We start from the raw sequence: 19,514 nt of genomic DNA on the forward strand, positions 1-19,514 counted from the left end.
TCGACGTGTTCCGGCCGCATGCAAACGGCTGCTCGAACGCAGGCGATACCGCCTGCGGCGCAAAGGCCGGTCGTGACTTTCGGCATGCCCGCACTATGTCCTCCTCGGACTGACAGGGACGACTTTATGTCGCGAGGACTATCGCCGTTCGCGCAAGGAAAAGTCAAGGACATTTGTGCATTCTGATTGACATAAGTGTCACACCCGTCATTATCCCGGCAGCAAACGCATAGGCGCAGCCTTTCGTCCCATCAGGGATTTAGGCGAAAATCCTGCGGGAGGAGACGTGGTCAAGCTCAAACGCGGCACCCATACCGCCTATTCCGAGGCATCCTCGCTGAGGCTGAGGGCTGCATGGCTCTATTACAATGAGGGCCTGACCCAGAAAGACGTCGCCGAACAGCTCGGCATCAGCCGGACGACGGTGATCCGCCTGCTCGACGAGTCGATGAAACGCAGCGAAGTCCAGATCTGGATCAACGATTCGATCGGCGATTGCGTCGAGCTTTCGGTCAAGCTGGAGCGTGCCTATGGCCTCGACGAAGCGATCGTCGTGCCTGCGCCGGTTCATGGCGATGTCGATTCACTGGCAAAGAACGTCGGCTTGGCGCTTGGCCAGTTCCTCTCCGAAGCCATTCCCGACGACTATACGATCGGTGTCGGCTGGGGCCGCACCATGACCGCCTCGCTGGCGAGCTTCCGGCCACCGCGCCGCGCCAATTGCAAGGTCGTTTCGCTGCTCGGTGGCATCGTTGCCGTGCATCAGACGAATCCGATCGATTACACCTGGCGGCTGGCCAACCAGCTCGGCGCCGAATGTTACATGTTCCTGGCGCCGCTTCTCGTCGATTCCATCGAAACCAAACGCAATCTGATCGACAAATGCGGGTTGGACACGATCTACCGCCTCGCCGAGAACCTCGATCTCGCGATCGTCAGCTGCGGTGATATCGGGCCGCACTCGACCTCGCTATCGGAAGGCTGGATATCGAAGGCCGAGTTGCAAGAACTGATCAATGCCGGCTGCGTCTGCGACACCATGTTCAACTTCCTCGACAGGAACGGAAATTCGGTCGATCACTCGATCAACCAGCGGGTGATGTCCGTCGATCTCGACATGCTGAAAGAGGCCAAGCACATCGTGCTTTCCTCCGGCGGCGCCCACCGGGCCACCGCCATCCGCGCCACGATCAAGCGCATCGGCTGCAACACGCTGATCACCGATGAAGGTGCGGCGCAAGCATTGCTTGATCTCGCCGAACAGGCCTGAAGCGCGCCGTGATCTTTCAGATTGGCTGCCGCGCTTCATGCCGTCCTTTTTGCTGGGCATGCTTTACGCATGCGCCGATTCCCAACCGAGCATCGCGCGTTTGCGGGTGAGGCCCCAGTGATAACCCGTCAGCGCACCGTTCTTGCCGAGCGCGCGGTGGCAAGGCACCACGAAGGAGATCGGATTCGCCCCCACCGCCGCGCCGACAGCGCGCTGGGCCGTCGGCCGGCCGATATCCTTGGCGATGTCGGAATAGGTGACCGCCTTGCCGAACGGTATCTTCATGAGGCTCTGCCAGACACGCACCTGGAAATCCGTGCCGATCAGCACGACACGGAGCGGCTGCTCGGAAGACCACTTTCCGGGTTGGAAGATGCGGGCGGCATAGGGCATCGTCGCCTGCAGGTCTTCGATGTATTCGGCATTCGGCCAGCGGCAGGTCATGTCCTCGAGACAAGCCCTTTCACTGCCGGAATCGCTGAAGGCAAGGCCGGCAAGACCGCGATCGGTCACCATGATCAACGCCACGCCGAAGGGGCAGATGTGGAAGCCGTAGCGGATGGTGAGGCCGCCCCCTTTTGCCTTCCATTCGCCCGGCGACATCGCCTCATGGGTCACAAAAAGATCGTGCAGACGGCTTGGCCCGGAGAGGCCGACTTCGATCGATGTCTCGAGCAAAGGCATGTCTTCCTTACGCAGCAGCCGCTTGGCGTGGTCAAGCGTCACCGCCTGCAGGAAACCTTTCGGCGAGAGGCCAGCCCAGCGGGTGAAGGTCTTCTGCAGTTGTGTCGGCGACTGGTTGAGCCTAGCGGCGATCGCCTCCAGTGACGGCTGGTCGCGGTAATCCTCGGTGATGAGTTCGATGACCCGACGAACGATATCGTAATCAGGGCCGTCAGGCGTGATGTCGGTCTGTGGGTTCGCGATCATATCCATGGTCTTTCTCCTTGTCACAAGGAGATAATCAATAGGCCGGGGCTAAACCACCCGATTCTTGCGCGCTCGCCTGATACGCTCAGAGACGCTGTTTGACTGTGGCGAGCGCGCCCTTGAAGGCCCTGGCAAAGCTTTCACGATCGTCAGGATTGAGGAAGGAGCCGATATCGGTGCGCCGGCCTTCGCCGAAGATATGCATCGAGAGGATGCCGATCTCCTGATGCCTGCGAACGAGGAACCGCGCCCAGAACGGGTTGAAATGATGCTCCACCATCCGCCCCGATGGGGCAAACTTGCGCACCGATACGTCCGTGCGCGACACGGTGACCTGTTCGCGCACCCGCCCGGACCGGTAATTCAGCCAGAAAGCGCCGTAGAGAAGCGCGAAATCCAAGCCGAAGAACAAGCCGATCGGCCAGGCGCCGGTGGCGATGAAGAACATCCCATAGAGGAAGCAGACGACGCCGGACAGAATGAGCAGCACCTTGAAGCCCCGGCGGCCGAGCGACCGGTGTGGGAAGAGCTCCGCGGCGAAAACAGGCTGCTCGCTAGAGCTGTTGGCGTTGCTTTCCATCATAAGCGCTGAGTATAGAGTTTCCATGGCGAATCCGAAACTCAAATCCCCGCCGCAAGGCACGAATGTGATCACCCGCCGCAAACCGCCGGCGGCCGTCAAAACCGCCTATTCGCAGGCCGAGCGCGAGGAAATCTTCCGTCGCTTTTCGGTGCAGCGACCCGAGCCGCGGGGCGAGCTGGAGCATACCAACCCTTTCACCCTCGTCGTGGCGGTGGCTCTCTCCGCCCAGGCCACCGATGCCGGTGTCAACAAGGCGACGCGAGCGCTTTTCAAGGTCGCCGATACGCCGCAGAAAATGCTCGATCTCGGCGAGGACAAGCTTCGCGATTACATCAAGACAATCGGCCTATACCGCAACAAGGCGAAAAACGTCATCGCGCTCTCGCAAATGCTGGTCGACGACTTCGCCGGCAAGGTGCCGGAAACGCGCGAGGAACTGGTGCGCCTGCCGGGTGTCGGCCGCAAGACTGCCAATGTCGTGCTGTCGATGGCCTTTGGCCAGGCCACCATGGCCGTCGATACGCACATCTTCCGGATCGCCAATCGCATCAGGCTTGCTCCCGGCAAGACGCCTGATGAAGTTGAAGCGCGATTGATGAAAGTGGTGCCGAAACACTACCTCTATCACGCCCATCACTGGCTGATCCTGCACGGGCGCTACACCTGCAAGGCACGCCGCCCCGAATGCGAGCGCTGCGTCATCGCCGATATTTGCAAATCGCCGGAGAAGAGTTCGGATGTGCCGGCCCCGCTGGTCGAGCTACCGCCGCAGGTGATCGGCGAGGCTGTCGAGTAGAACAGTGATCGCTTGTTCGTAGCTCCGCCGTTCGGCGCCCGCCTCGATCGCAATTGCCGCGCGGTCGAAGCCCGCCGATAGCAGCAATGTCAGAGGCTCAAGCGTAGCGCCAGCTCTCGGAAGCATGGCTGCAAGTCCTGTCCGCAATGTCCTTTCCGCGTTGTCGGCATCGATCGCCTGGCTCGCCGGCAGACCGAGAACGGCAGGAGCGTCGATCAATAGCAGCCGCGTGCGGCCCTCCGCCATCATTGCGTCGAAATAGGCCGAAACGCCGGCAATCAGCGCGTCGCGCGGCGTATCATCGGACGCCGAAGATGCCGCGATTGCTTCGGCGACTGCGCGCGCCTCGACTTCGACAACCGCGCGAAAGAGCGCCTTCTTGTCTTCGAAATGATGATAGAGCGCTCCGCGTGTCACACCCGCCGCCACCGCGATCTCCGGCGTCGCCGTTTCGGCATACCCTTTATCGACGAAGAGGCGTCGTCCGGCATCGATCAGCGCCCCTCTTGTCTGTTCCGTTCTTTCGCGATTGCTGCGGCTCATTCCCCCATTTACATACAAACAGACTGTATGTTAAGAATAAAAACATACAGTCTGTCTGTATCTATGGAGGAAAAGGATGAAATCGACGAGCTATTATCCTGTCATCATGACCGACGACGTCGCCGGTTCCGCCCGCTTCTATTGCGCGCATTTCGGCTTCGGGGCGTTGTTCGAGAGCGAGTGGTACGTTCATCTGCAATCGACCGAGGCGGAGCATGTCGCGCTCGCCATCCTCGATGGCAGCCACGAAACCATCCCGGCTGCGGCTCGCGGCAAAGTGTCCGGACTGCTCCTCAATTTCGAGGTTGCCGATGTCGATGCGGTCTACGCGGCCTGCAAAAGCGCAAACCTCCCGATCCTGCAGGAGATCCGCGACGAGGATTTCGGCCAGCGGCATTTCATCACCGCCGATCCGAACGGCGTGCTGATCGACATCATCACGCCGATCCCGCCGAGCGCCGAATTTGCGCCAATGTACGAGACATCAGCCTTACCGCGTTGATCCTCAGGCGCGAAAACCGGCGTCCTTTGCGGATATCAGCTTGTGCAGATGCACCATCATGCCCGCGGCAAAGAGAGGCGTCAGCAGGTTGACCGCGGGGATCGCCAGAAAGAGAGCGATCACCAGCCCGCCGAGAAAGACCGTCGGCGCATGTTTGGCACGGAAGAGCCGCGCTTCATGCGGAGAACGGAAGCGCATGGCGGCGAATTCAAAGAATTCCCGTCCGAGCAAATAGCCGTTCACCAGAAAGAAAGCGACCAGATTGACGCCGGGAATGAACAGCAACAACAACGCCACGATATTGCCGAGGATCACCACCCCCAGGAATTTGATCGAGCTCGCCATCGCCGGGCCGAGCGGCATGGCGGCGCCCGGCGCGTCGCCGGGATAGTCACGTTTTTCGATAACGTCGGCGACATCGTCGAGGAAAAGGCCCGCAATAAGCGCCGTGACGGGCGAAAGCAGCAACGCCAGCACGAGCGCAAGGCCGACCCCGGCAAGGATTGCGAAGACCAGAGCAAACCATCCTGCCCAATCCGGCATATCGGGAAAGAAGCTGGTGAGCCAGGGAAAGAGGAAGGCCATGAAGGCCCCGCGTAGTGCGAACCAGAGGCCGACGAGCACGAGAAGCGTCAGGCCGAGCACCTTCCAGAAGACCAAGCGCGTCTCCGGCGCGAACAGATTGGCGAGCGAAAGGCGTGCGGCATCAAGAATCATTTCTTCAGCGTCTCCGGTTGCGCAGAAGATGTAGGAAAGGCGAATGCCACCGAGAAGAGAGAATAAAATTGCAGGCTTTAATAGAAACTTGTCGCAATATTAGAACGAATATAATATTATGAGACGCAGAAATACGCATGGGCCTGAGAAGCAGCTTCCGACAATAGTTGCCAAGACAAGGGATTGCGATAGCGCATCCACGGAACGCCTCTGAGGAAATACGGGGAGGCTGATGTGGAAGACTTTGTACACAAACTCAGGCAATACGTAAAAAGCGGCACACCGGCCGAGCGTCGAATTGCGAAATATTTCTCCGAGCACCTGAACGACCTGCCGTTTGAGACGGCAGCATCTGTCGCCGACAGGCTGGACCTCTCGCCGATGACCGTCGGGCGCTTCCTGCGCGCGCTCGGCTATCAGGGTTTGGACAGCGTCAAGGTGGAAATTCGCGAGACCGTGACGACATCGCCGGCGCAGTTGCAGAGCGCCATGAGCGAACTGCATGCGGACGCCGCGGAGGGCAAGCCGCTTGCCGTGCTGGTTGCCGAGCAGATCCAGGCCCTGCATCACATCTATCATCTGACGGCGCAGCCGCTTTGGGCCGAAGCCGTCCGCCTGATCAGCACGGCCCGCGAAGTATCGATCGCCACGCATGCGCGGCTCGCAAGCCTTGCCAATCATTTCTCCCAGCGGCTGACGCAGGCCCGCGATGGCGTCCGCACGCTCGATGCCACCGACAACCGTTTTGCCGAACTCTTCGCCCGGCAGGCCGTCGACGACGCTTTGCTCGTCATCATCGACTGCCGCCGTTTCGCCAAGGCACGGCTGCTTGCCAGAACCGCGCGCCGCTACGGCTACAAGGTCGTGCTGATTTCGCCTCAGCAAGCAGACTGGATGGCAGATCAGTCAAACGTCATGCTGTCCTTGCCGCCGGCACGCGCTCCCGATCTCGACAACCTTCCGCCGCTGATCGCGCTGCTCGATTGCCTTTCGGAATCCGTCATTCTCGAAGTCGGAGAGGAGGCAGCGCTGCGCCGCCGCCGCATGCTGGAATTTGCGACCGTCCTCGGTGAAACCGCGAACCACTAGATGTGAGCTTTCAGAACATCGCTTCCAGCTCAGCACGGTGCCGATGCATGGCCAGAAGACGGCGATAATCGCGGTCGTAAAGCGCCTGTTTCGCTTTGTCGGGAAGCCGTTCGACGCCGCCCCGATACATCGCCTCGCCGGCTGCCGCCAAGTCCTCGTGCAGGCCGCAGGCGACGGATGCCGCAATCGCCGTACCGAGCAGCACCGCCTCGTTCATCTTCGGCACCACGACCTTGCAGCCGGTGGCGTCGCTATAGAGTTCCATCAGCACCGGGTTCTTCACGTGTCCGCCGGCGATATGCAGCGTATCTGGCACGTAGCCGTAGTCCTTCATCGTCTCCAGGATATGGCGGATGCCGAGAGCGATCGCGACGGCAGACCGCCAATAGAGCGCGCAAAGCCCGTCGAAGGAAGTGTCGAGCGTCAGCCCGCTGATCACGCCGACGGCATGCGGATCGGCAAGCGGCGAGCGATTGCCGTGAAAGTCCGGCAGCACAAAAATACGCTCGCCGAAAGCGTCGCCCTCCTCTGCCCGCAATTCGGCGATGCGCGCGACGATCTTCTGGTGCAATGCCGCTGTCGGCTCACCGCCGGCCGCATGCATGCGCACGATATGGTCGAGCAGCGCACCGGTCGCCGATTGCCCTGCTTCCACCAGCCAGGACTGCGGGAAGACAACCTCATAATAAGGCCCCCACATGCGGTGGCTTGGCTTGCACTCCCGCGAGAAGGCGACGACGCAGCTCGACGTGCCGGCGATCAGTGCCAGCTGGCGCTCACGTGTTACGGGATCGGCGGCATAACCGCCGAGCGCCCCAAGCGCGCCGGCATAAGCGTCGATCATTCCCGCGGAGACATGGCACTCCGTAGTCAGCCCGAGCGCCTCGGCCGCATCAGCGGTCAGCCGGCCTATACTGCCGCCGACCGGCACAGTCTCATCCGGCAGCCGGCCGCGAGTCTGAAGATCATCGAGCCCGATCCGCTGCAGGAAATCCTGCTGCCATCCCTTTTCGAGATGGGCGAGATAATTCCATTTTGCCGTCAGCGTGCAACGAGAACGGGCGGTCGACCCAGCTGATTTCCAGGTCATGAAATCAGCAAGGTCGAAGAAATAGCCCGCCCTTTCCCACGTCGCCGGCAGCTTCTTCTTCAGCCACATCAGCTTCGGCATTTCCATTTCCGGCGACATGACGTGGCCGGAATGTTCAAGCACACTGTGCTCCGTCGCCGTGCAGAAGTCGGCTTCCTTCAGCGCGCGATGATCGAGCCACACGATGGTGTCGAAACGCCGCTCGCCGGTTGTGGACACGCTGATCGGCCGGCCGTCGACGTCGCGGACCACGAGGGAACAGGTAGCGTCGAAGCCGATTGCTCCGACCGAGGCGGCGGCAATACCGGATTGCTCCATCGCCCTGCGCACCGCGGTGCAGGCGGCCGACCAGATGTCTTCGGAATCGTGCTCGGCGTGGTTTTCACGCGGCCGGTTCATGACAATCGGATGTTCAGCCTTGGCCAGCAGATGGCCGCCGGCATCGAAGACGCCGGCGCGCGCGCTGCCGGTGCCGACATCCACCGCAACCACATGATCACGCATCAAATTGCAGTCCCGTCCAGCTTATGGTTGCGGACAAGGTGTATCAATTCCGGCATGGCGTCAAACACGACATCAGGCGAAAGCCGGTCGAGTTCGGCGCGGTATCCGGCGAAATTCGCATGCGATCCGCCGGTGAAGGCAAAGACCGTCATGCCCGCCGCCTTGGCGGCGGCAATGCCGGCCGGACTGTCCTCGATGACGAGGCAGGATCCCGGCTCGACATGCATTTGCCGTGCCGCGTGGAGGAAGAGATCGGGCGCCGGTTTCCCGCGCTTGACCATCGTAGCGCTGAAGATGTCGGGCAGCCTGTCGAGAAGTCCGGTGACGGACAGCGACAACCGGATTCGCTCCATCTGGCTTGATGAAGCGACACAACAGGGAATGCCAAGTCCGTCGATCGTCGCCGCGATGCCGTCTATCGGCTTCAGCTCGGTGCGAAACCGCGCGTAGAGATCAGTCCGAATGCGCTCCAGGAATTCTTCGCCGGCGTGAATATTGAACTCGGATTCCAGCGTATCGATGAGGGTTGCCAGGCTGCGTCCGAGGAAGCGCTCATAGGCCTGGTCTTCGGTAATCGAAACGCCGAGATCACTCATCGCCCTGACGAGCACGCTGATCGAGATGGGTTCGCTGTCGACGAGCACGCCGTCGCAATCGAAAATGACCAGCCGTGGTTCAGCATCAGCCATGAAAAACCCAACCTGACTTCAATTCGGACGCATGATCGTCCCGCGCCGCCCGCAAGGCGGGATGGATGGCGCCAGCCGATGCCGCCATCCGCATTCCCCTTACACTGCGAGCTTGCCGTCGAGATAGAGCTGCAGCGTTTCCCGCGTGCCCTTTTCCCACAATGTTTTAACAGCATGAGCAAAACGTTTGCGGAAAAGATCCGATTTCGCCACCTCGCCGAAAATATCATCGAAGCCGAGGAAGGCTGACGGATCGGCCTTTGCCTTCAGCGCCGCTGCGTGCAGGCGCTCGGCGCTGGCGTCGTTGAAGACGATATCCTTGCCGCTGTCGGTCTTGCCGGCGAAATAACGGCACCAAAGCGCCGAGACCAGCGCCAGGCCGATGACATCTCTGCCCTGGCGCAGATTGTCGAGCGTCGACGGCAGGATGAATTTCGGTTGGCGATTCGAGCCATCCTGCGCCAGACGGGGGATGGTATCGGCGATCTTCGGATTGAGAAGCCGATGTTCGATGAGGGCAAAATAATCCGTCAGCGAGGTGTTTGGCACCGGCGGCACGATCGGAATGATTTCGTCTGTCTCTAGCTTGGCCAGGAACGCCCGGATCAGCGGATCTTCCATGGCATCATGCACGAAATGAATGTCCATCAGCGCCGCCGGATAGGCGATCGCGGCATGCCCGCCGTTCAGGATGCGGATCTTCATATGCTCGTAAGGCGTAACATCAGGAACGAAGGTGACGCCGACCTTTTCCAAGGCCGGGCGGCCGGCCGTGAACTTGTCTTCGAGCACCCACTGCTTGAATTCTTCGCAATAAACCGGCCAATTATCCTCAATGCCGAAATTGTCCCTGAGGAAATCGATCTCCCGCTGGCCGGTCGCCGGCGTAATGCGGTCGACCATCGCGTTTGGAAAGGCAACATTAGCCCTGATCCAGTCGGCAAGGGCGGCATCCGAAAGGGCTGCAGTGCCGATCACGGCATTGGCGGTGACGACGCCATTATGGGGAATGTTGTCGCAGGACATCACGGTGAAAGGTCCGATGCCCTTGTCCTTGCGCGCCTTGAGGCCAGCGACGATCAGACCGAAGACCGTCTTCGGCGCACCGGGATTTTGTCCATCGGCGGCGATAGCAGGATGGGCCGGATTGAACGCGCCTGAAGCATCGATGAAATAACCGCCCTCGGTGATCGTCAGCGAGACGATGCGGATCTCCGGATCCGCGAGCCTGGCGATGATCGCGGAGGGATCGCCGACCGGCAGAATGTCGATCATCGGGGCGGTGACACGCGCCGCCGTCTTGTTGTTGTCCTGCTCCACCACCGTCGTCAAGAAATCCTGCGTCGCAAGCTTCTCGCGCATGGCGGCATCCGATGGCAGAACGCCGGCACCGATAATTGCCCAGTCGTGATCGGCGCCCTGGTTGAAGAGATCGTCGAGATAGATCGCCTGATGCGCGCGGTGGAAATTGCCGACGCCGAAGTGCACGATGCCGGCTTTCAGCGACGCCCTGTCGTAGGAAGGGATGGCGGCAGTGCGCGCCGCGTCCGAAAGCGTTGCCAGCGATAATTTGCACGTCATGTTTCAGTCCTCTTGAAGGTCTTGCCGAGACGGCCGGGCGCCATCGCCCGGCTCGCATGCCTGCCCCCAGCCGGCCGCCTGCTCAGATGGCAAGGCCGCCCTCGTTGAATTTATGAATGCGTGACCGGTCCGGCGTCAGATAGACCGTATCGCCCGCTTGCGCGGCAAAATCGCCACTGCCGCGCGCCGTCACCATCCCGATGCCCTCGACATCTATGTGCAGGAAGGTGTCGGAACCGAGATGCTCGGCAACGACGACCCTGCCCTTCCAATCGCCGCTCTCCATCGACAGCAGCATGTGTTCGGGACGGATGCCGAGCGTGTGCGCGCCGAGCTCGGCGGCGTTCTGGCCCTTGATGAAATTCATCTTCGGCGAGCCGATGAAGCCGGCGACGAAAAGATTGCGCGGGCGGCTGTAGAGTTCGAGCGGCGAGCCGACCTGCTCGATATTGCCGCGGTTCAGCACGACGATCTTGTCGGCCATGGTCATGGCCTCGACCTGGTCATGGGTGACATAGATCATCGTCGTCTTCAGCTGCTGATGCAACTCGCTGATTTCGAGGCGCATATTGACGCGCAGAGCCGCGTCGAGATTCGACAGCGGTTCATCGAAGAGAAAGGCTGAAGGCTGGCGCACGATGGCGCGACCGATCGCGACGCGCTGGCGCTGACCGCCGGAAAGCTGGCGCGGCTTGCGCTCGAGATAGTCGGTGAGGTTCAGCACTCGTGCCGCATCCGTCACCTTACGGTCGATTTCCGCCTTGTCGACGCCCGCCATCTTCAGCGGGAAGGCGATGTTGTTGCGCACGCTCATATGCGGATAGAGCGCGTAGGACTGGAACACCATGGCAAGGCCGCGCTCCGACGGCGCCTTCTCGGTGGCGTCCTTGCCGTCGATGACGATCTTGCCGCCGGAGACATCCTCAAGACCGGCGATCAGCCTAAGCAGCGTGGACTTGCCGCAGCCGGATGGACCGACGAAGACGACGAACTCGCCGTCGTTGATATCGAGATCGATCGAAGGGATGACCTTGGCTTCGCCGAAGACCTTGGAAACCTTCTGAAGGGTAATGCTGCCCATGTTTGTCTCCCTTTTCTTATTTCACTGCGCCGAAGGTCAGGCCGCGGACGAGTTGCTTCTGGCTGAACCAGCCGAGGATCAGGATCGGCGCGATCGCCATGGTCGAGGCCGCCGAGAGCTTGGCATAGAACAAGCCTTCGGGGCTGGAATAGGAGGCGATGAAGGCCGTCAGCGGTGCCGCCTTCGAGGCGGTGAGGTTGAGCGTCCAGAAGGCCTCGTTCCAGGCAAGGATGATGTTCAGAAGCAGCGTCGAGGCAATGCCCGGCACCGCCATCGGCGTCAGCACATAGACGATCTCCTTCATCAGCGAGGCGCCGTCCATGCGGGCCGCTTCGAGGATCTCACCGGGAATTTCCTTGAAGTAGGTGTAGAGCATCCAGACGATGATCGGCAGATTGATCAGCGTCAGCACGATCACCAGCCCGATGCGCGTGTCGAGCAGACCGGAATTGCGGAACATCAGATAGATGGGGATCAGCGCGCCCACAGGCGGCATCATCTTGGTCGAGAGCATCCACATCAGCACGTCCTTCGTCCGCTTGGTGGGCGCGAACGCCATCGCCCAGGCGGCCGGAATGGCGATGATCAGGCCGATCAGCGTCGAGCCGAAGGAAATGACCACCGAGTTCATGAAGTGGCTGAGATAGTTCGACCGGCTCTGCACTTCCGCATAGTTCTCCGCGGTCCAGTGGAAGAACAGGAACTGCGGCGGCGAGGCGATGGCGTCGGCTTCCGACTTGAAGCTGGTCAGGAACGTCCAGAGGATCGGGAAGAAGATCAGGATGCCGAGCGTCCAGGCGACCACCGTCACGATGAGCTTGCGCTGAGTTGTGACTTTTCTGGCCATCTCAAGCCTCCAGATTCTTGCCGACGAGGCGGACGAGGAAGATCGCGACAATATTGGCAAGCACGACCGCGACGATGCCGCCTGCAGAAGCGCCGCCGATATCGAACTGCAGCAGCGCCTGCGCATAGACGAGATAGGTGAGGTTGGTGCTGTCGGTGCCCGGCCCGCCATTGGTGGTGACGAGGATTTCGGCGAAGACCGAGAGCAGGAAGATCGTCTGGATCAGGATCACCACGGTGATGGCACGCGCCATGTGCGGCAGGATGATGTAGATGAATTTCGAGATCGCCCCGGCGCCGTCCATTTCGGCCGCCTCCTTCTGCTCCTCGTCGAGCGACTGCAGCGCTGTCAACAGGATGAGGGTGGCAAAGGGCAGCCACTGCCAGGCGACGATGAGGATGACGGACAGGAGCGGCGCATTCGCCAGCCAGTCGATCGGCTGCAGGCCGAGCGCCTTCGCAAGATGCGCAAACAGGCCGTTGACCGGGTTCATGAACATGTTCTTCCAAACGAGTGCTGCCACTGTCGGCATGACGAAGAACGGCGCGATGACAAGGATGCGCACGATGCCCTGGCCGTACATCGGCTGGTCGAGCAGCAGCGCGAAGGCGATGCCGCCGACGACGGTGACGACGAGAACGCCGGCGACAAGCAGCAGCGTATTGATCAGCGCGGTGATGAAGGCCGGATCTGACAGGAAATATTCGTAGTTCAGCAGGCCGACGAAGCTCTCCATGCCAGGGCTGAGCAGATTGTAGTTCAGCAGAGAGAAATAGATCGTCATCGCAAGCGGGACGATCATCCACGCAAAGAGGAACAGCACGGAGGGCGCAATCATCAGGCGCGCCGCGGAGCGAGTATGTGTTGTTGCCATGGCAATCACCGATCTGAAGTGAAGCGGCGAGCGGCCGCAATGCAGCTTGATCTGGAAAAGAGGCCGCCGATGCGGTTTGGGCAATCGGCGGCCCAGAGGGGCGGATTGTCAAGGATCCGCCACTTCTCAGGAGGTTATTTGATGTAGCCGGCTTTGGTCATTTCGCGGGTCGCCAGCTGCTGTGCGCTCTTCAAAGCCTGATCGACCGAAATCTGGCCTGCAAGGGCTGCCGAGAACTGCTGGCCCACCGCCGTGCCGATGCCCTGGAATTCCGGGATCGCTACGAACTGGACGCCGACATAAGGGACCGGCTTGACGGTCGGCTTGGTCGGGTCGGCCGAGTTGATCGAATCGAGGGTCATCTTGGCGAAGGGAGCAGCCTTCTGATACTCCGCATTCGCATAAAGCGAGGTGCGGGTGCCGGGAGGTGCGTTCAACCAGCCTTCTTTCTCGGCAACCAGGTTGGTGTACTCCTTGCTCGTTGCCCAGGCGACAAACTTCTCGGCGGCCTCGACCTTCTGCGAGCCTGCCGGAATGGCGAGGTTCCAGGCCCAAAGCCAGTTGCCGCGCTTGCCGAGGCCCTTGTCCGGAGCGAGCGCGAAGCCGACCTTGTCGGCGACCTGCGACTGCTTCGGATCGGAGACGAACGAAGCGGCAACCGTCGCGTCGATCCACATGCCGCACTTGCCGGTCTGGAAGAGCGCCAGGTTTTCATTGAAGCCGTTGGAGGAGGCGCCCGGAGGGCCGGCTTCCTTCATCAGGTTGACGTAGAAGGTCAGCGTGTCCTTCCACTCGGGCTGTTCGAACTGCGGCTTCCACTTCTCATCGAACCAGCGCGCACCGAAGGAGTTCGACATAGCCGTCAGGAAGGCCATGTTTTCGCCCCAGCCGGCTTTGCCGCGCAGGCAGATGCCGTAGATTTCCTTGTCCTTGTTGGTGACCTTCTTCGCAGCGTCCGCGATGAAGTCCCAGGTCGGCGCGTCGGGCATCTTTAGGCCAGCGGCGTCGAAAAGGTCTTTGCGGTACATGACCATGGAGCTTTCGCCATAGAACGGCGCGGCATAGAGTTTGCCGTCCATGCTGATGCCGCTGCGGATGGCCGGCAGCAGGTCGTTGACGTCATAGGCGTCGCCGAGATTGTCGAGCGGCAGCAGCCAGCCCTGCTTCGCCCAGATCGGAACTTCATAGGTACCGATCGTCAGAACGTCGTACTGTCCGCCCTTGGTCGCGATGTCGGTCGTGACCTTCTGGCGCAGCACGTTTTCTTCGAGGGTGACCCATTCAAGGTCTATGCCGGGATTCTTTGCCTTAAAGTCGTCCGTCAGCTTCTGCATCCGGATCATGTCGCCGTTGTTGACGGTCGCGATTGTCAGCGTCTCGGCCGAAGCCATGCCGGCAAACGCCAATGCTGAGCAGGCGCCCAGCAGGAAAGTTCTCAATGTCATATCTTCCTCCCAGAAGACGAGATGTGAGCATTCGCTTTGCTCATGAGCAATTACTCATCATCGCATGAAAAAAGTCAATCGACAATCGTTGCTGCGATGCCGAAGGCAGTGGTCTTGTCTTTGATTTAATTGCTATATTTTTTGCTCAGCTTTTGAGCAAAAACTCAGCGGTCTCTTCGTCGGTGATCAGAGCATTGATTTGATGGCCGACGACGGCGGCTCTGATAGCCTTATATTTTCGCTTGCCTTTGGCGAGCCCGATGACCATCGAAGCCTCGCGGGACGGGATCGGCGCCGAGGCGACACGCTCGTTGATCGGGTTGTCGAGCAGTTTGCCGTCGACATCGAAGATCCAGCCGCAGATTTCACCGACGGCGCCTCCACGCATCAGTTCCATCATCTCGTCCTTTTCAAGAAAGCCATCGACGCAGAGCGGCCCGTCGATGCCGAGCTCGCCGATGCCAACGAAGGTGACGTCTGCCTGCGCGCTCATGTCGAGCGTCGAGCGCACCAGTTGCTGCCCATGTAGCAGCTCCCGTTCTTCGGCCGAGGTGACGAGCACCGGCAGCGGCATCGGATAGTGCCGCGCCTTGACTGCATCCGCCATGCTGAAGATGACGTTGTAATAGGCGGCCGAACCGTCCGGCGCGATATTGCCGGTCAGCGACACGATCCGGTGATTGGGACATTCGATCGCCGGAAGCTGGTCGACCGCCGCCTTCAGCGTGCGGCCGGTGCCAACCGCCAGTACGATCGGTTCCGGCCGCTTCAGCCAGCGCTCGATCTCGGCCGCACCCGCCTCGGCGATGCCGATGGTGGTCGACGAGGAACCCGCATCGCTCGGCACCACTTCCACATGTTTCAGCCCGAATTTTCGCCGCAGCTGGTTGGCAAGCTCGAGGCAGGCGGCGATCGGATGGTCGAGCCGCACTTTGATCAGACGCTCGGCGACAGCAAGCGACACCAGCCGCTGCGCCGATTGCCGTGAAATGCCCATCGTGGCGGCGATTTCATCCTGCGTGCGTCCGGCGACATAATAAAGCCAACCGGCACGGGCTGCATCGTCGAGCCGTGCAGGGGTCTCGGATCTTTTTGCCATCTACTGCCTACCGCGCAAAATGAGCCGGCTTGCCGCCGCCGGCATGATGTGAGTCTCTATCCACGCCAGTTCAAAACAAAATTCCCGAAAATGTCGAGCCTGTTGACGCAACCGCTCAGGCGAACCATTGCATGACGAAATAAATCGACGCCTTCGCGAGACCGTAAATCACGCTGCCGGCAATGACGAGCGACACGGTCGTCATAATAAAGCCAATGAGCGCGAAAAGCCCGTCACGGCCCATAATGCCGAACGCGAACACCGAAATGGTGATTGCCGGCAGGATATTGCCGAGCGGCACCGGCAGAACCAGCACGATCGAAAGCAGCAGACAGGCGAGGCCGGCGAAATATTCCGCCGGCGGTTCGGCGAAGATGGCAAGTCGCGGCTTCAGCATGCGCTCCGCCCAGGCGAGCCAGCGATGGATGCGGCCGACGATAGTCTCAAAATCCACCCGCCGCATCGAGCGGTTTGCGATCGCCTTCGGCAGCCAGGGTTTTAGCCCGAAGGTCAATTGCGCCGCCAGAAAAACCAGCGGCGCGCCAAGCACGGCCGATGTGCCGGGCGGGGTGGGAAAAGCGTTCGGCAGCGCGAAGATCAACATCAGAGCACTGATCGCCCGGTCACCCATCGTCTCGAACAGATCGCCGATCGAAATCCACTCCCGGCTTTGATCGCCTGCCAACTGCCGCAGGACAGCTGAGAGGCGGCGGCCTTTTGGACGGGGCGGACGTGGTCTTCGGCGTCTGTGGGGATCGGCGTTTTCGAAGGTCATGATACCGTTAGATGATGGAATGCCAAGCCCGATCTTGGCCGCGCAATATGCCAATTGAATGACTTAAGGGACAGGAGATCAATGAGAAGACCTGTCGGCGGCCATTTACATTCGACCGCCGCTTTTCTTGCGCCGCAAGCGCGTGGCAGGCAGATGCATCAAGGCTTGTAATTCCCTGCCAACAGTGCGAGCAGACGCTGAAGGCTAGAGAAACGGCAGGCAGGCAATGATCATTTCATTCGACATCGGCGGTTCCGCCATCAAGGGCGGCATCGCCCGCTCCGAGACAGACATCGTCCCCCTTGGCCGCCGTCCGACGCCGAAGGATGATTTTGGCGCCTTCGTCGAGACCCTGTGCGATATCATCGCCGAAACCGGCGAACGCCCGAGCCGTATTGCCCTCTCGATCGCTGGCGTCGTCGATCCCGATACCCAGCGGCTGACCTGCGCCAACATTCCCTGCATCCACGGCCGCACGCTCGCGGCCGATCTCGAAGCCGAACTCGGCTTGCCGGTGCTGATCGCCAATGACGCCGACTGTTTCGCGATGGCTGAAGCCGGTCTCGGCGCCGGCCGCGGCCACCGCATCGTCTTCGGTGCCATCCTCGGCACCGGCGTCGGCGGCGGTCTGGTCGCCGACGGGCGGCTGGTCAATGAGGCCGGAGGCTTTGCCGGCGAATGGGGTCATGGCCCGATCATCGCCTCGGCGGCCGGTAATCCTCCCGTCGCCATTCCTGCTTACGCCTGCGGCTGCGGCCAGAAGGGCTGTGTCGACACTGTCGGCGGCGCCCGCGGACTAGAGCGCCTGCATAAGACGCTGCATGATCTCAAGCTCTCAAGCGAAGAGATCATCGGTCAGTGGCGACAAGGGGAGGAGAAGGCGACACGCACCATCGACGTCTATGTCGATCTGGTTGCATCACCGCTCGCCCTGACGATCAACATCACCGGCGCCACCATCGTTCCGGTCGGCGGCGGACTTTCCAATGTCGAGCCCTTGCTTGCCGAGCTAGACAAGGCCGTGCGTACCCGCATCCTGCGCAAATTCGACCGTCCGCTGGTGGTGCCGAGTGAATGCCGCATCGAACCCGGCCTGATCGGCGCAGCGCTGTTGGGGCTCAAGGCGGAAGCAATCACGTCTTAAAGCACCGGCCACATCCGCACGATCGCTGCGAACCGGTCCCAGTCTTTGCGTTCCAATGGCGTCCACCCGGCTTCGGCGACGGCCGGAAGGCGCGGGAAGACCAGCCGGTTGAAATAGGCGCGAGAGAGGAAGTTTTCAGTCCAGATGCAGGCCTGGACGCCGCGCAGCTTCTCCCGCAGCGCGTCCGGCAACTCGCCCTCGGCCTCGTAAGCATAGGTGTGCTCCGGCGGCGCATGGCCAGCCCAACTCGCGCCGGGCTCAGACCAGGCTTCCGCTTGCGCCATGTCGAGATAATAGGCTTGGCCCGGCGTCATCACCACATCGTAACCTTGCTGCGCCAGCTCAATTCCGACAGCGGGCTTTTCCCAGGCCATCAGCAAAGTGCCGTCGCGATCGACGCCGCCGCCATGCGAGACTTCGTTCCAGCCGGCGAGCTTCCTGCCGCGCTCCGACAACATGGCCTTGATCCGTTTCAGGAAATAGGATTGCAGCTCCGCTGTGCCGGCAATTTTCTCCTGTTCCATCAGCGCCTTGCAAAGCGGCGAGGAAAGCCAGGCGCCGCTTGCGACCTCGTCGCCGCCGATATGGATATATTCACCGGGGAACAGCGTGACCATCTCGTCGAACACCTTCCCGAGAAATTCATAGGTGAATTCGACCGCCGGGTTTAGGGCATTATTGGGATAACCCTGCACGGCGCGATAGCTGTCCGGCGCCTCCTGCCCGTCGACGAGCTCGGGCAGTGACAACAGCGTCGCGGTGCTATGGCCGGGAACATCGATTTCCGGCACTACTTCTATATGAAGTGACGCAGCATGCGCGACGATCCGCCTGACATCCTCCTGCGCGTAATGGCCGGAGCGCGGTTCCGCCCCGTCACCAAGTTGCGGCACAAGCACCTCGTCCGGCCCGCGCCGCGCGCCGATCTCCGTAAGCTGGGGATAGGCCTTGATCTCCAGCCGCCAGGCTTCGTCGTCGGTCAGGTGCCAATGGAAGATGTTGAGCTTGTTCCAGGCAAGGATGTCGATCAGCCGCATGATGTCAGCCACCGGATAGAACTGCCTCGCCACATCGAGATGGCAGCCGCGCCAGTCATAACGAGGCTGGTCGGCGATCGTGCCGAAGTTGGGAAATCTGAAGCTCTCCCGATTGGCACGCGCGCCGTGCATGAGTTGCGCCAGACTGATCAGGCCATAGTGCCGACCCGCCGCATCCGCGCTGGAGAGCACGACCTCATGCGCGGTAAATCGTATTTCATAGGCGAACGCAGCGATCGATGATTCGGTAACGAAACGAATAGCCCGTCCGCCCTTTACGGCGCAGAGCGAGATCGGCACGTTTTCAGCCGGATAGAGCCGTTGGTAAAGCGAAAGAACCAGGGACAGCGCCTTGACCGCTTCGGGTCGTGTGCCCTTGGCCGGATAAAGGACGACCGGCAGTTCTCCCGCCTTCAACGCGAGCGCCAGCGGCCAGGGCAGCAGCGAATAAGGCTCCTCTACCCGGCCCGACGGCAGAAGCGGCGGCGCAATTCCGCCATCGCGGTCTTCGAGAATCAGATCGCCGAAGGCGACAGCAATATGGCGCCCGTCGCCAAGTGTCAGATAGGCCGATTTGACCCCCGATGTCACATGTTTCGGCTCTCGGGTCAGTCCATCGACGGTGAACCGCCAGTGGCCGCCCGGCGGCACACTCAGCCCGTCGGGCGGCCGGAATTCATGGAAATGCGCGACTTGTCGCTTCAGGCTGCCGCCATCGCAGACGTATTTTTCGGCAACCCGTGTCTCCGACGTATAGGCGAGCGAGAAACCGGAAAGCGGCTCGGCTGAAAGATTGAAGAGCGTGAAAGTCAAGCGCCCGAAACTGCTTTCGACCGGGCGCCAGCTTGTTTCCAGACGATAATCGGCCATGGTCGCGCTTCCCCTGTCAATAGACCGCCGGGATGACGGCTTGTGCCC

19 protein-coding genes are annotated in these 19,514 nt (G+C 60.9%); 5 read left to right on the forward strand and 14 right to left on the reverse strand.

Features of this window, described 5'->3' with window-relative positions; genetic code table 11:
• Positions 1–286 precede the first annotated feature (286 nt).
• Positions 287–1,270: a sugar-binding transcriptional regulator gene (locus AC13QO_RS09855; RefSeq protein ID WP_085779540.1), complete on the forward strand. Its 984-nt coding sequence runs from the start codon at positions 287–289 to the stop codon at positions 1,268–1,270.
• A gap of 63 nt (positions 1,271–1,333) precedes the next feature.
• On the opposite strand, the gene AC13QO_RS09860 is transcribed toward AC13QO_RS09855, so the two are convergent.
• Positions 1,334–2,206 carry a methylated-DNA--[protein]-cysteine S-methyltransferase gene (locus AC13QO_RS09860; protein ID WP_488540551.1) on the reverse strand — a complete coding sequence of 291 codons (873 nt, stop codon included), beginning with the start codon at positions 2,204–2,206 and terminating at the stop codon, positions 1,334–1,336.
• A gap of 79 nt (positions 2,207–2,285) precedes the next feature.
• Complete coding sequence (locus AC13QO_RS09865) at positions 2,286–2,783, reverse strand: DUF2244 domain-containing protein (RefSeq protein ID WP_488540576.1); 498 nt, start codon at positions 2,781–2,783, stop codon at positions 2,286–2,288.
• Positions 2,784–2,805: 22 nt separating this feature from the next.
• On the opposite strand from AC13QO_RS09865, the gene nth reads away from it, so the two are divergent.
• Positions 2,806–3,579: an endonuclease III gene (gene nth, locus AC13QO_RS09870; protein WP_488540552.1), complete on the forward strand. Its 774-nt coding sequence runs from the start codon at positions 2,806–2,808 to the stop codon at positions 3,577–3,579.
• Here the strand turns inward: nth and AC13QO_RS09875 are convergent.
• A complete protein-coding gene (locus AC13QO_RS09875; RefSeq protein WP_488540553.1) occupies positions 3,544–4,122 on the reverse strand; it encodes a TetR/AcrR family transcriptional regulator in 579 nt (192 codons plus the stop codon). The two genes, nth and AC13QO_RS09875, sit on opposite strands and share 36 nt — an antisense overlap.
• 76 nt (positions 4,123–4,198) lie before the next feature.
• Between AC13QO_RS09875 and AC13QO_RS09880 the strand changes: the two genes are divergently transcribed.
• Complete coding sequence (locus AC13QO_RS09880; protein WP_488540554.1) at positions 4,199–4,624, forward strand: VOC family protein; 426 nt, start codon at positions 4,199–4,201, stop codon at positions 4,622–4,624.
• Between the two features lie 3 nt (positions 4,625–4,627).
• Here the strand turns inward: AC13QO_RS09880 and AC13QO_RS09885 are convergent, their stop codons facing one another.
• Positions 4,628–5,341 carry a sulfate transporter family protein gene (locus AC13QO_RS09885; protein WP_488540555.1) on the reverse strand — a complete coding sequence of 238 codons (714 nt, stop codon included), beginning with the start codon at positions 5,339–5,341 and terminating at the stop codon, positions 4,628–4,630.
• A 234-nt stretch (positions 5,342–5,575) separates the two neighbouring features.
• Between AC13QO_RS09885 and AC13QO_RS09890 the strand changes: the two genes are divergently transcribed.
• Positions 5,576–6,430, forward strand: coding sequence for a MurR/RpiR family transcriptional regulator (locus AC13QO_RS09890; RefSeq protein WP_085779547.1), 855 nt, complete (start codon positions 5,576–5,578; stop codon positions 6,428–6,430).
• A 10-nt stretch (positions 6,431–6,440) separates the two neighbouring features.
• On the opposite strand, the gene AC13QO_RS09895 is transcribed toward AC13QO_RS09890, so the two are convergent.
• The 9 genes from AC13QO_RS09895 to AC13QO_RS09935 all read right to left on the reverse strand — a co-directional run bounded on the left by AC13QO_RS09895 (position 6,441) and on the right by AC13QO_RS09935 (position 16,334).
• The gene (locus AC13QO_RS09895; protein WP_488540556.1) at positions 6,441–8,024 is read right to left on the reverse strand and encodes an FGGY-family carbohydrate kinase; all 1,584 of its coding nucleotides are present in this window, start codon (positions 8,022–8,024) and stop codon (positions 6,441–6,443) included.
• The gene (locus AC13QO_RS09900; protein ID WP_488540557.1) at positions 8,024–8,713 is read right to left on the reverse strand and encodes an HAD family hydrolase; all 690 of its coding nucleotides are present in this window, start codon (positions 8,711–8,713) and stop codon (positions 8,024–8,026) included. Before AC13QO_RS09900 ends, AC13QO_RS09895 begins: the two co-directional genes overlap by 1 nt.
• Before the next feature lie 99 nt (positions 8,714–8,812).
• Positions 8,813–10,294, reverse strand: coding sequence for a mannitol dehydrogenase family protein (locus AC13QO_RS09905; protein ID WP_488540558.1), 1,482 nt, complete (start codon positions 10,292–10,294; stop codon positions 8,813–8,815).
• Between the two features lie 82 nt (positions 10,295–10,376).
• Complete coding sequence (locus AC13QO_RS09910; RefSeq protein WP_434711497.1) at positions 10,377–11,375, reverse strand: ABC transporter ATP-binding protein; 999 nt, start codon at positions 11,373–11,375, stop codon at positions 10,377–10,379.
• A gap of 16 nt (positions 11,376–11,391) precedes the next feature.
• Positions 11,392–12,222, reverse strand: a complete 831-nt coding sequence (locus AC13QO_RS09915; protein WP_285192486.1) for a carbohydrate ABC transporter permease — start codon at positions 12,220–12,222, stop codon at positions 11,392–11,394.
• A 1-nt stretch (position 12,223) separates the two neighbouring features.
• Positions 12,224–13,096 (reverse strand): carbohydrate ABC transporter permease, encoded by an 873-nt coding sequence (locus AC13QO_RS09920; RefSeq protein WP_285192485.1) that lies wholly within the window; start codon positions 13,094–13,096, stop codon positions 12,224–12,226.
• A gap of 134 nt (positions 13,097–13,230) precedes the next feature.
• Complete coding sequence (locus tag AC13QO_RS09925) at positions 13,231–14,541, reverse strand: ABC transporter substrate-binding protein (RefSeq protein WP_488540559.1); 1,311 nt, start codon at positions 14,539–14,541, stop codon at positions 13,231–13,233.
• Between the two features lie 145 nt (positions 14,542–14,686).
• On the reverse strand, positions 14,687–15,640 hold the full coding sequence (locus tag AC13QO_RS09930) for a sugar-binding transcriptional regulator (RefSeq protein ID WP_085779554.1): 954 nt from the start codon (positions 15,638–15,640) through the stop codon (positions 14,687–14,689).
• A gap of 115 nt (positions 15,641–15,755) precedes the next feature.
• The gene (locus AC13QO_RS09935; RefSeq protein ID WP_285192700.1) at positions 15,756–16,334 is read right to left on the reverse strand and encodes an exopolysaccharide biosynthesis protein; all 579 of its coding nucleotides are present in this window, start codon (positions 16,332–16,334) and stop codon (positions 15,756–15,758) included.
• Positions 16,335–16,641: 307 nt separating this feature from the next.
• Here AC13QO_RS09935 and AC13QO_RS09940 point away from each other — a divergent pair, with 307 nt between their 5' ends.
• Positions 16,642–17,559 (forward strand): ROK family protein, encoded by a 918-nt coding sequence (locus AC13QO_RS09940; protein ID WP_488540560.1) that lies wholly within the window; start codon positions 16,642–16,644, stop codon positions 17,557–17,559.
• On the opposite strand, the gene AC13QO_RS09945 is transcribed toward AC13QO_RS09940, so the two are convergent.
• Complete coding sequence (locus AC13QO_RS09945; protein ID WP_488540561.1) at positions 17,556–19,466, reverse strand: beta-N-acetylhexosaminidase; 1,911 nt, start codon at positions 19,464–19,466, stop codon at positions 17,556–17,558. The genes AC13QO_RS09940 and AC13QO_RS09945 overlap by 4 nt on opposite strands.
• Positions 19,467–19,514 lie beyond the last annotated feature (48 nt).

This window comes from Rhizobium sp. CNPSo 3670 (assembly GCF_057784555.1).

Bases quoted from the DNA above. Each gene is read 5' to 3' on its own strand.
- AC13QO_RS09860 (WP_488540551.1), bottom strand. From the start codon at position 2,206: ATGGATATGATCGCGAACCCACAGACCGACATCACGCCTGACGGCCCT.
- AC13QO_RS09865 (WP_488540576.1), bottom strand. From the start codon at position 2,783: ATGATGGAAAGCAACGCCAACAGCTCTAGCGAGCAGCCTGTTTTCGCC.
- nth (WP_488540552.1), top strand. From the start codon at position 2,806: ATGGCGAATCCGAAACTCAAATCCCCGCCGCAAGGCACGAATGTGATC.
- AC13QO_RS09875 (WP_488540553.1), bottom strand. From the start codon at position 4,122: ATGAGCCGCAGCAATCGCGAAAGAACGGAACAGACAAGAGGGGCGCTG.
- AC13QO_RS09880 (WP_488540554.1), top strand. From the start codon at position 4,199: ATGAAATCGACGAGCTATTATCCTGTCATCATGACCGACGACGTCGCC.
- AC13QO_RS09885 (WP_488540555.1), bottom strand. From the start codon at position 5,341: ATGATTCTTGATGCCGCACGCCTTTCGCTCGCCAATCTGTTCGCGCCG.
- AC13QO_RS09895 (WP_488540556.1), bottom strand. From the start codon at position 8,024: ATGCGTGATCATGTGGTTGCGGTGGATGTCGGCACCGGCAGCGCGCGC.
- AC13QO_RS09900 (WP_488540557.1), bottom strand. From the start codon at position 8,713: ATGGCTGATGCTGAACCACGGCTGGTCATTTTCGATTGCGACGGCGTG.
- AC13QO_RS09905 (WP_488540558.1), bottom strand. From the start codon at position 10,294: ATGACGTGCAAATTATCGCTGGCAACGCTTTCGGACGCGGCGCGCACT.
- AC13QO_RS09910 (WP_434711497.1), bottom strand. From the start codon at position 11,375: ATGGGCAGCATTACCCTTCAGAAGGTTTCCAAGGTCTTCGGCGAAGCC.
- AC13QO_RS09915 (WP_285192486.1), bottom strand. From the start codon at position 12,222: ATGGCCAGAAAAGTCACAACTCAGCGCAAGCTCATCGTGACGGTGGTC.
- AC13QO_RS09920 (WP_285192485.1), bottom strand. From the start codon at position 13,096: ATGGCAACAACACATACTCGCTCCGCGGCGCGCCTGATGATTGCGCCC.
- AC13QO_RS09925 (WP_488540559.1), bottom strand. From the start codon at position 14,541: ATGACATTGAGAACTTTCCTGCTGGGCGCCTGCTCAGCATTGGCGTTT.
- AC13QO_RS09930 (WP_085779554.1), bottom strand. From the start codon at position 15,640: ATGGCAAAAAGATCCGAGACCCCTGCACGGCTCGACGATGCAGCCCGT.
- AC13QO_RS09940 (WP_488540560.1), top strand. From the start codon at position 16,642: ATGATCATTTCATTCGACATCGGCGGTTCCGCCATCAAGGGCGGCATC.
- AC13QO_RS09945 (WP_488540561.1), bottom strand. From the start codon at position 19,466: ATGGCCGATTATCGTCTGGAAACAAGCTGGCGCCCGGTCGAAAGCAGT.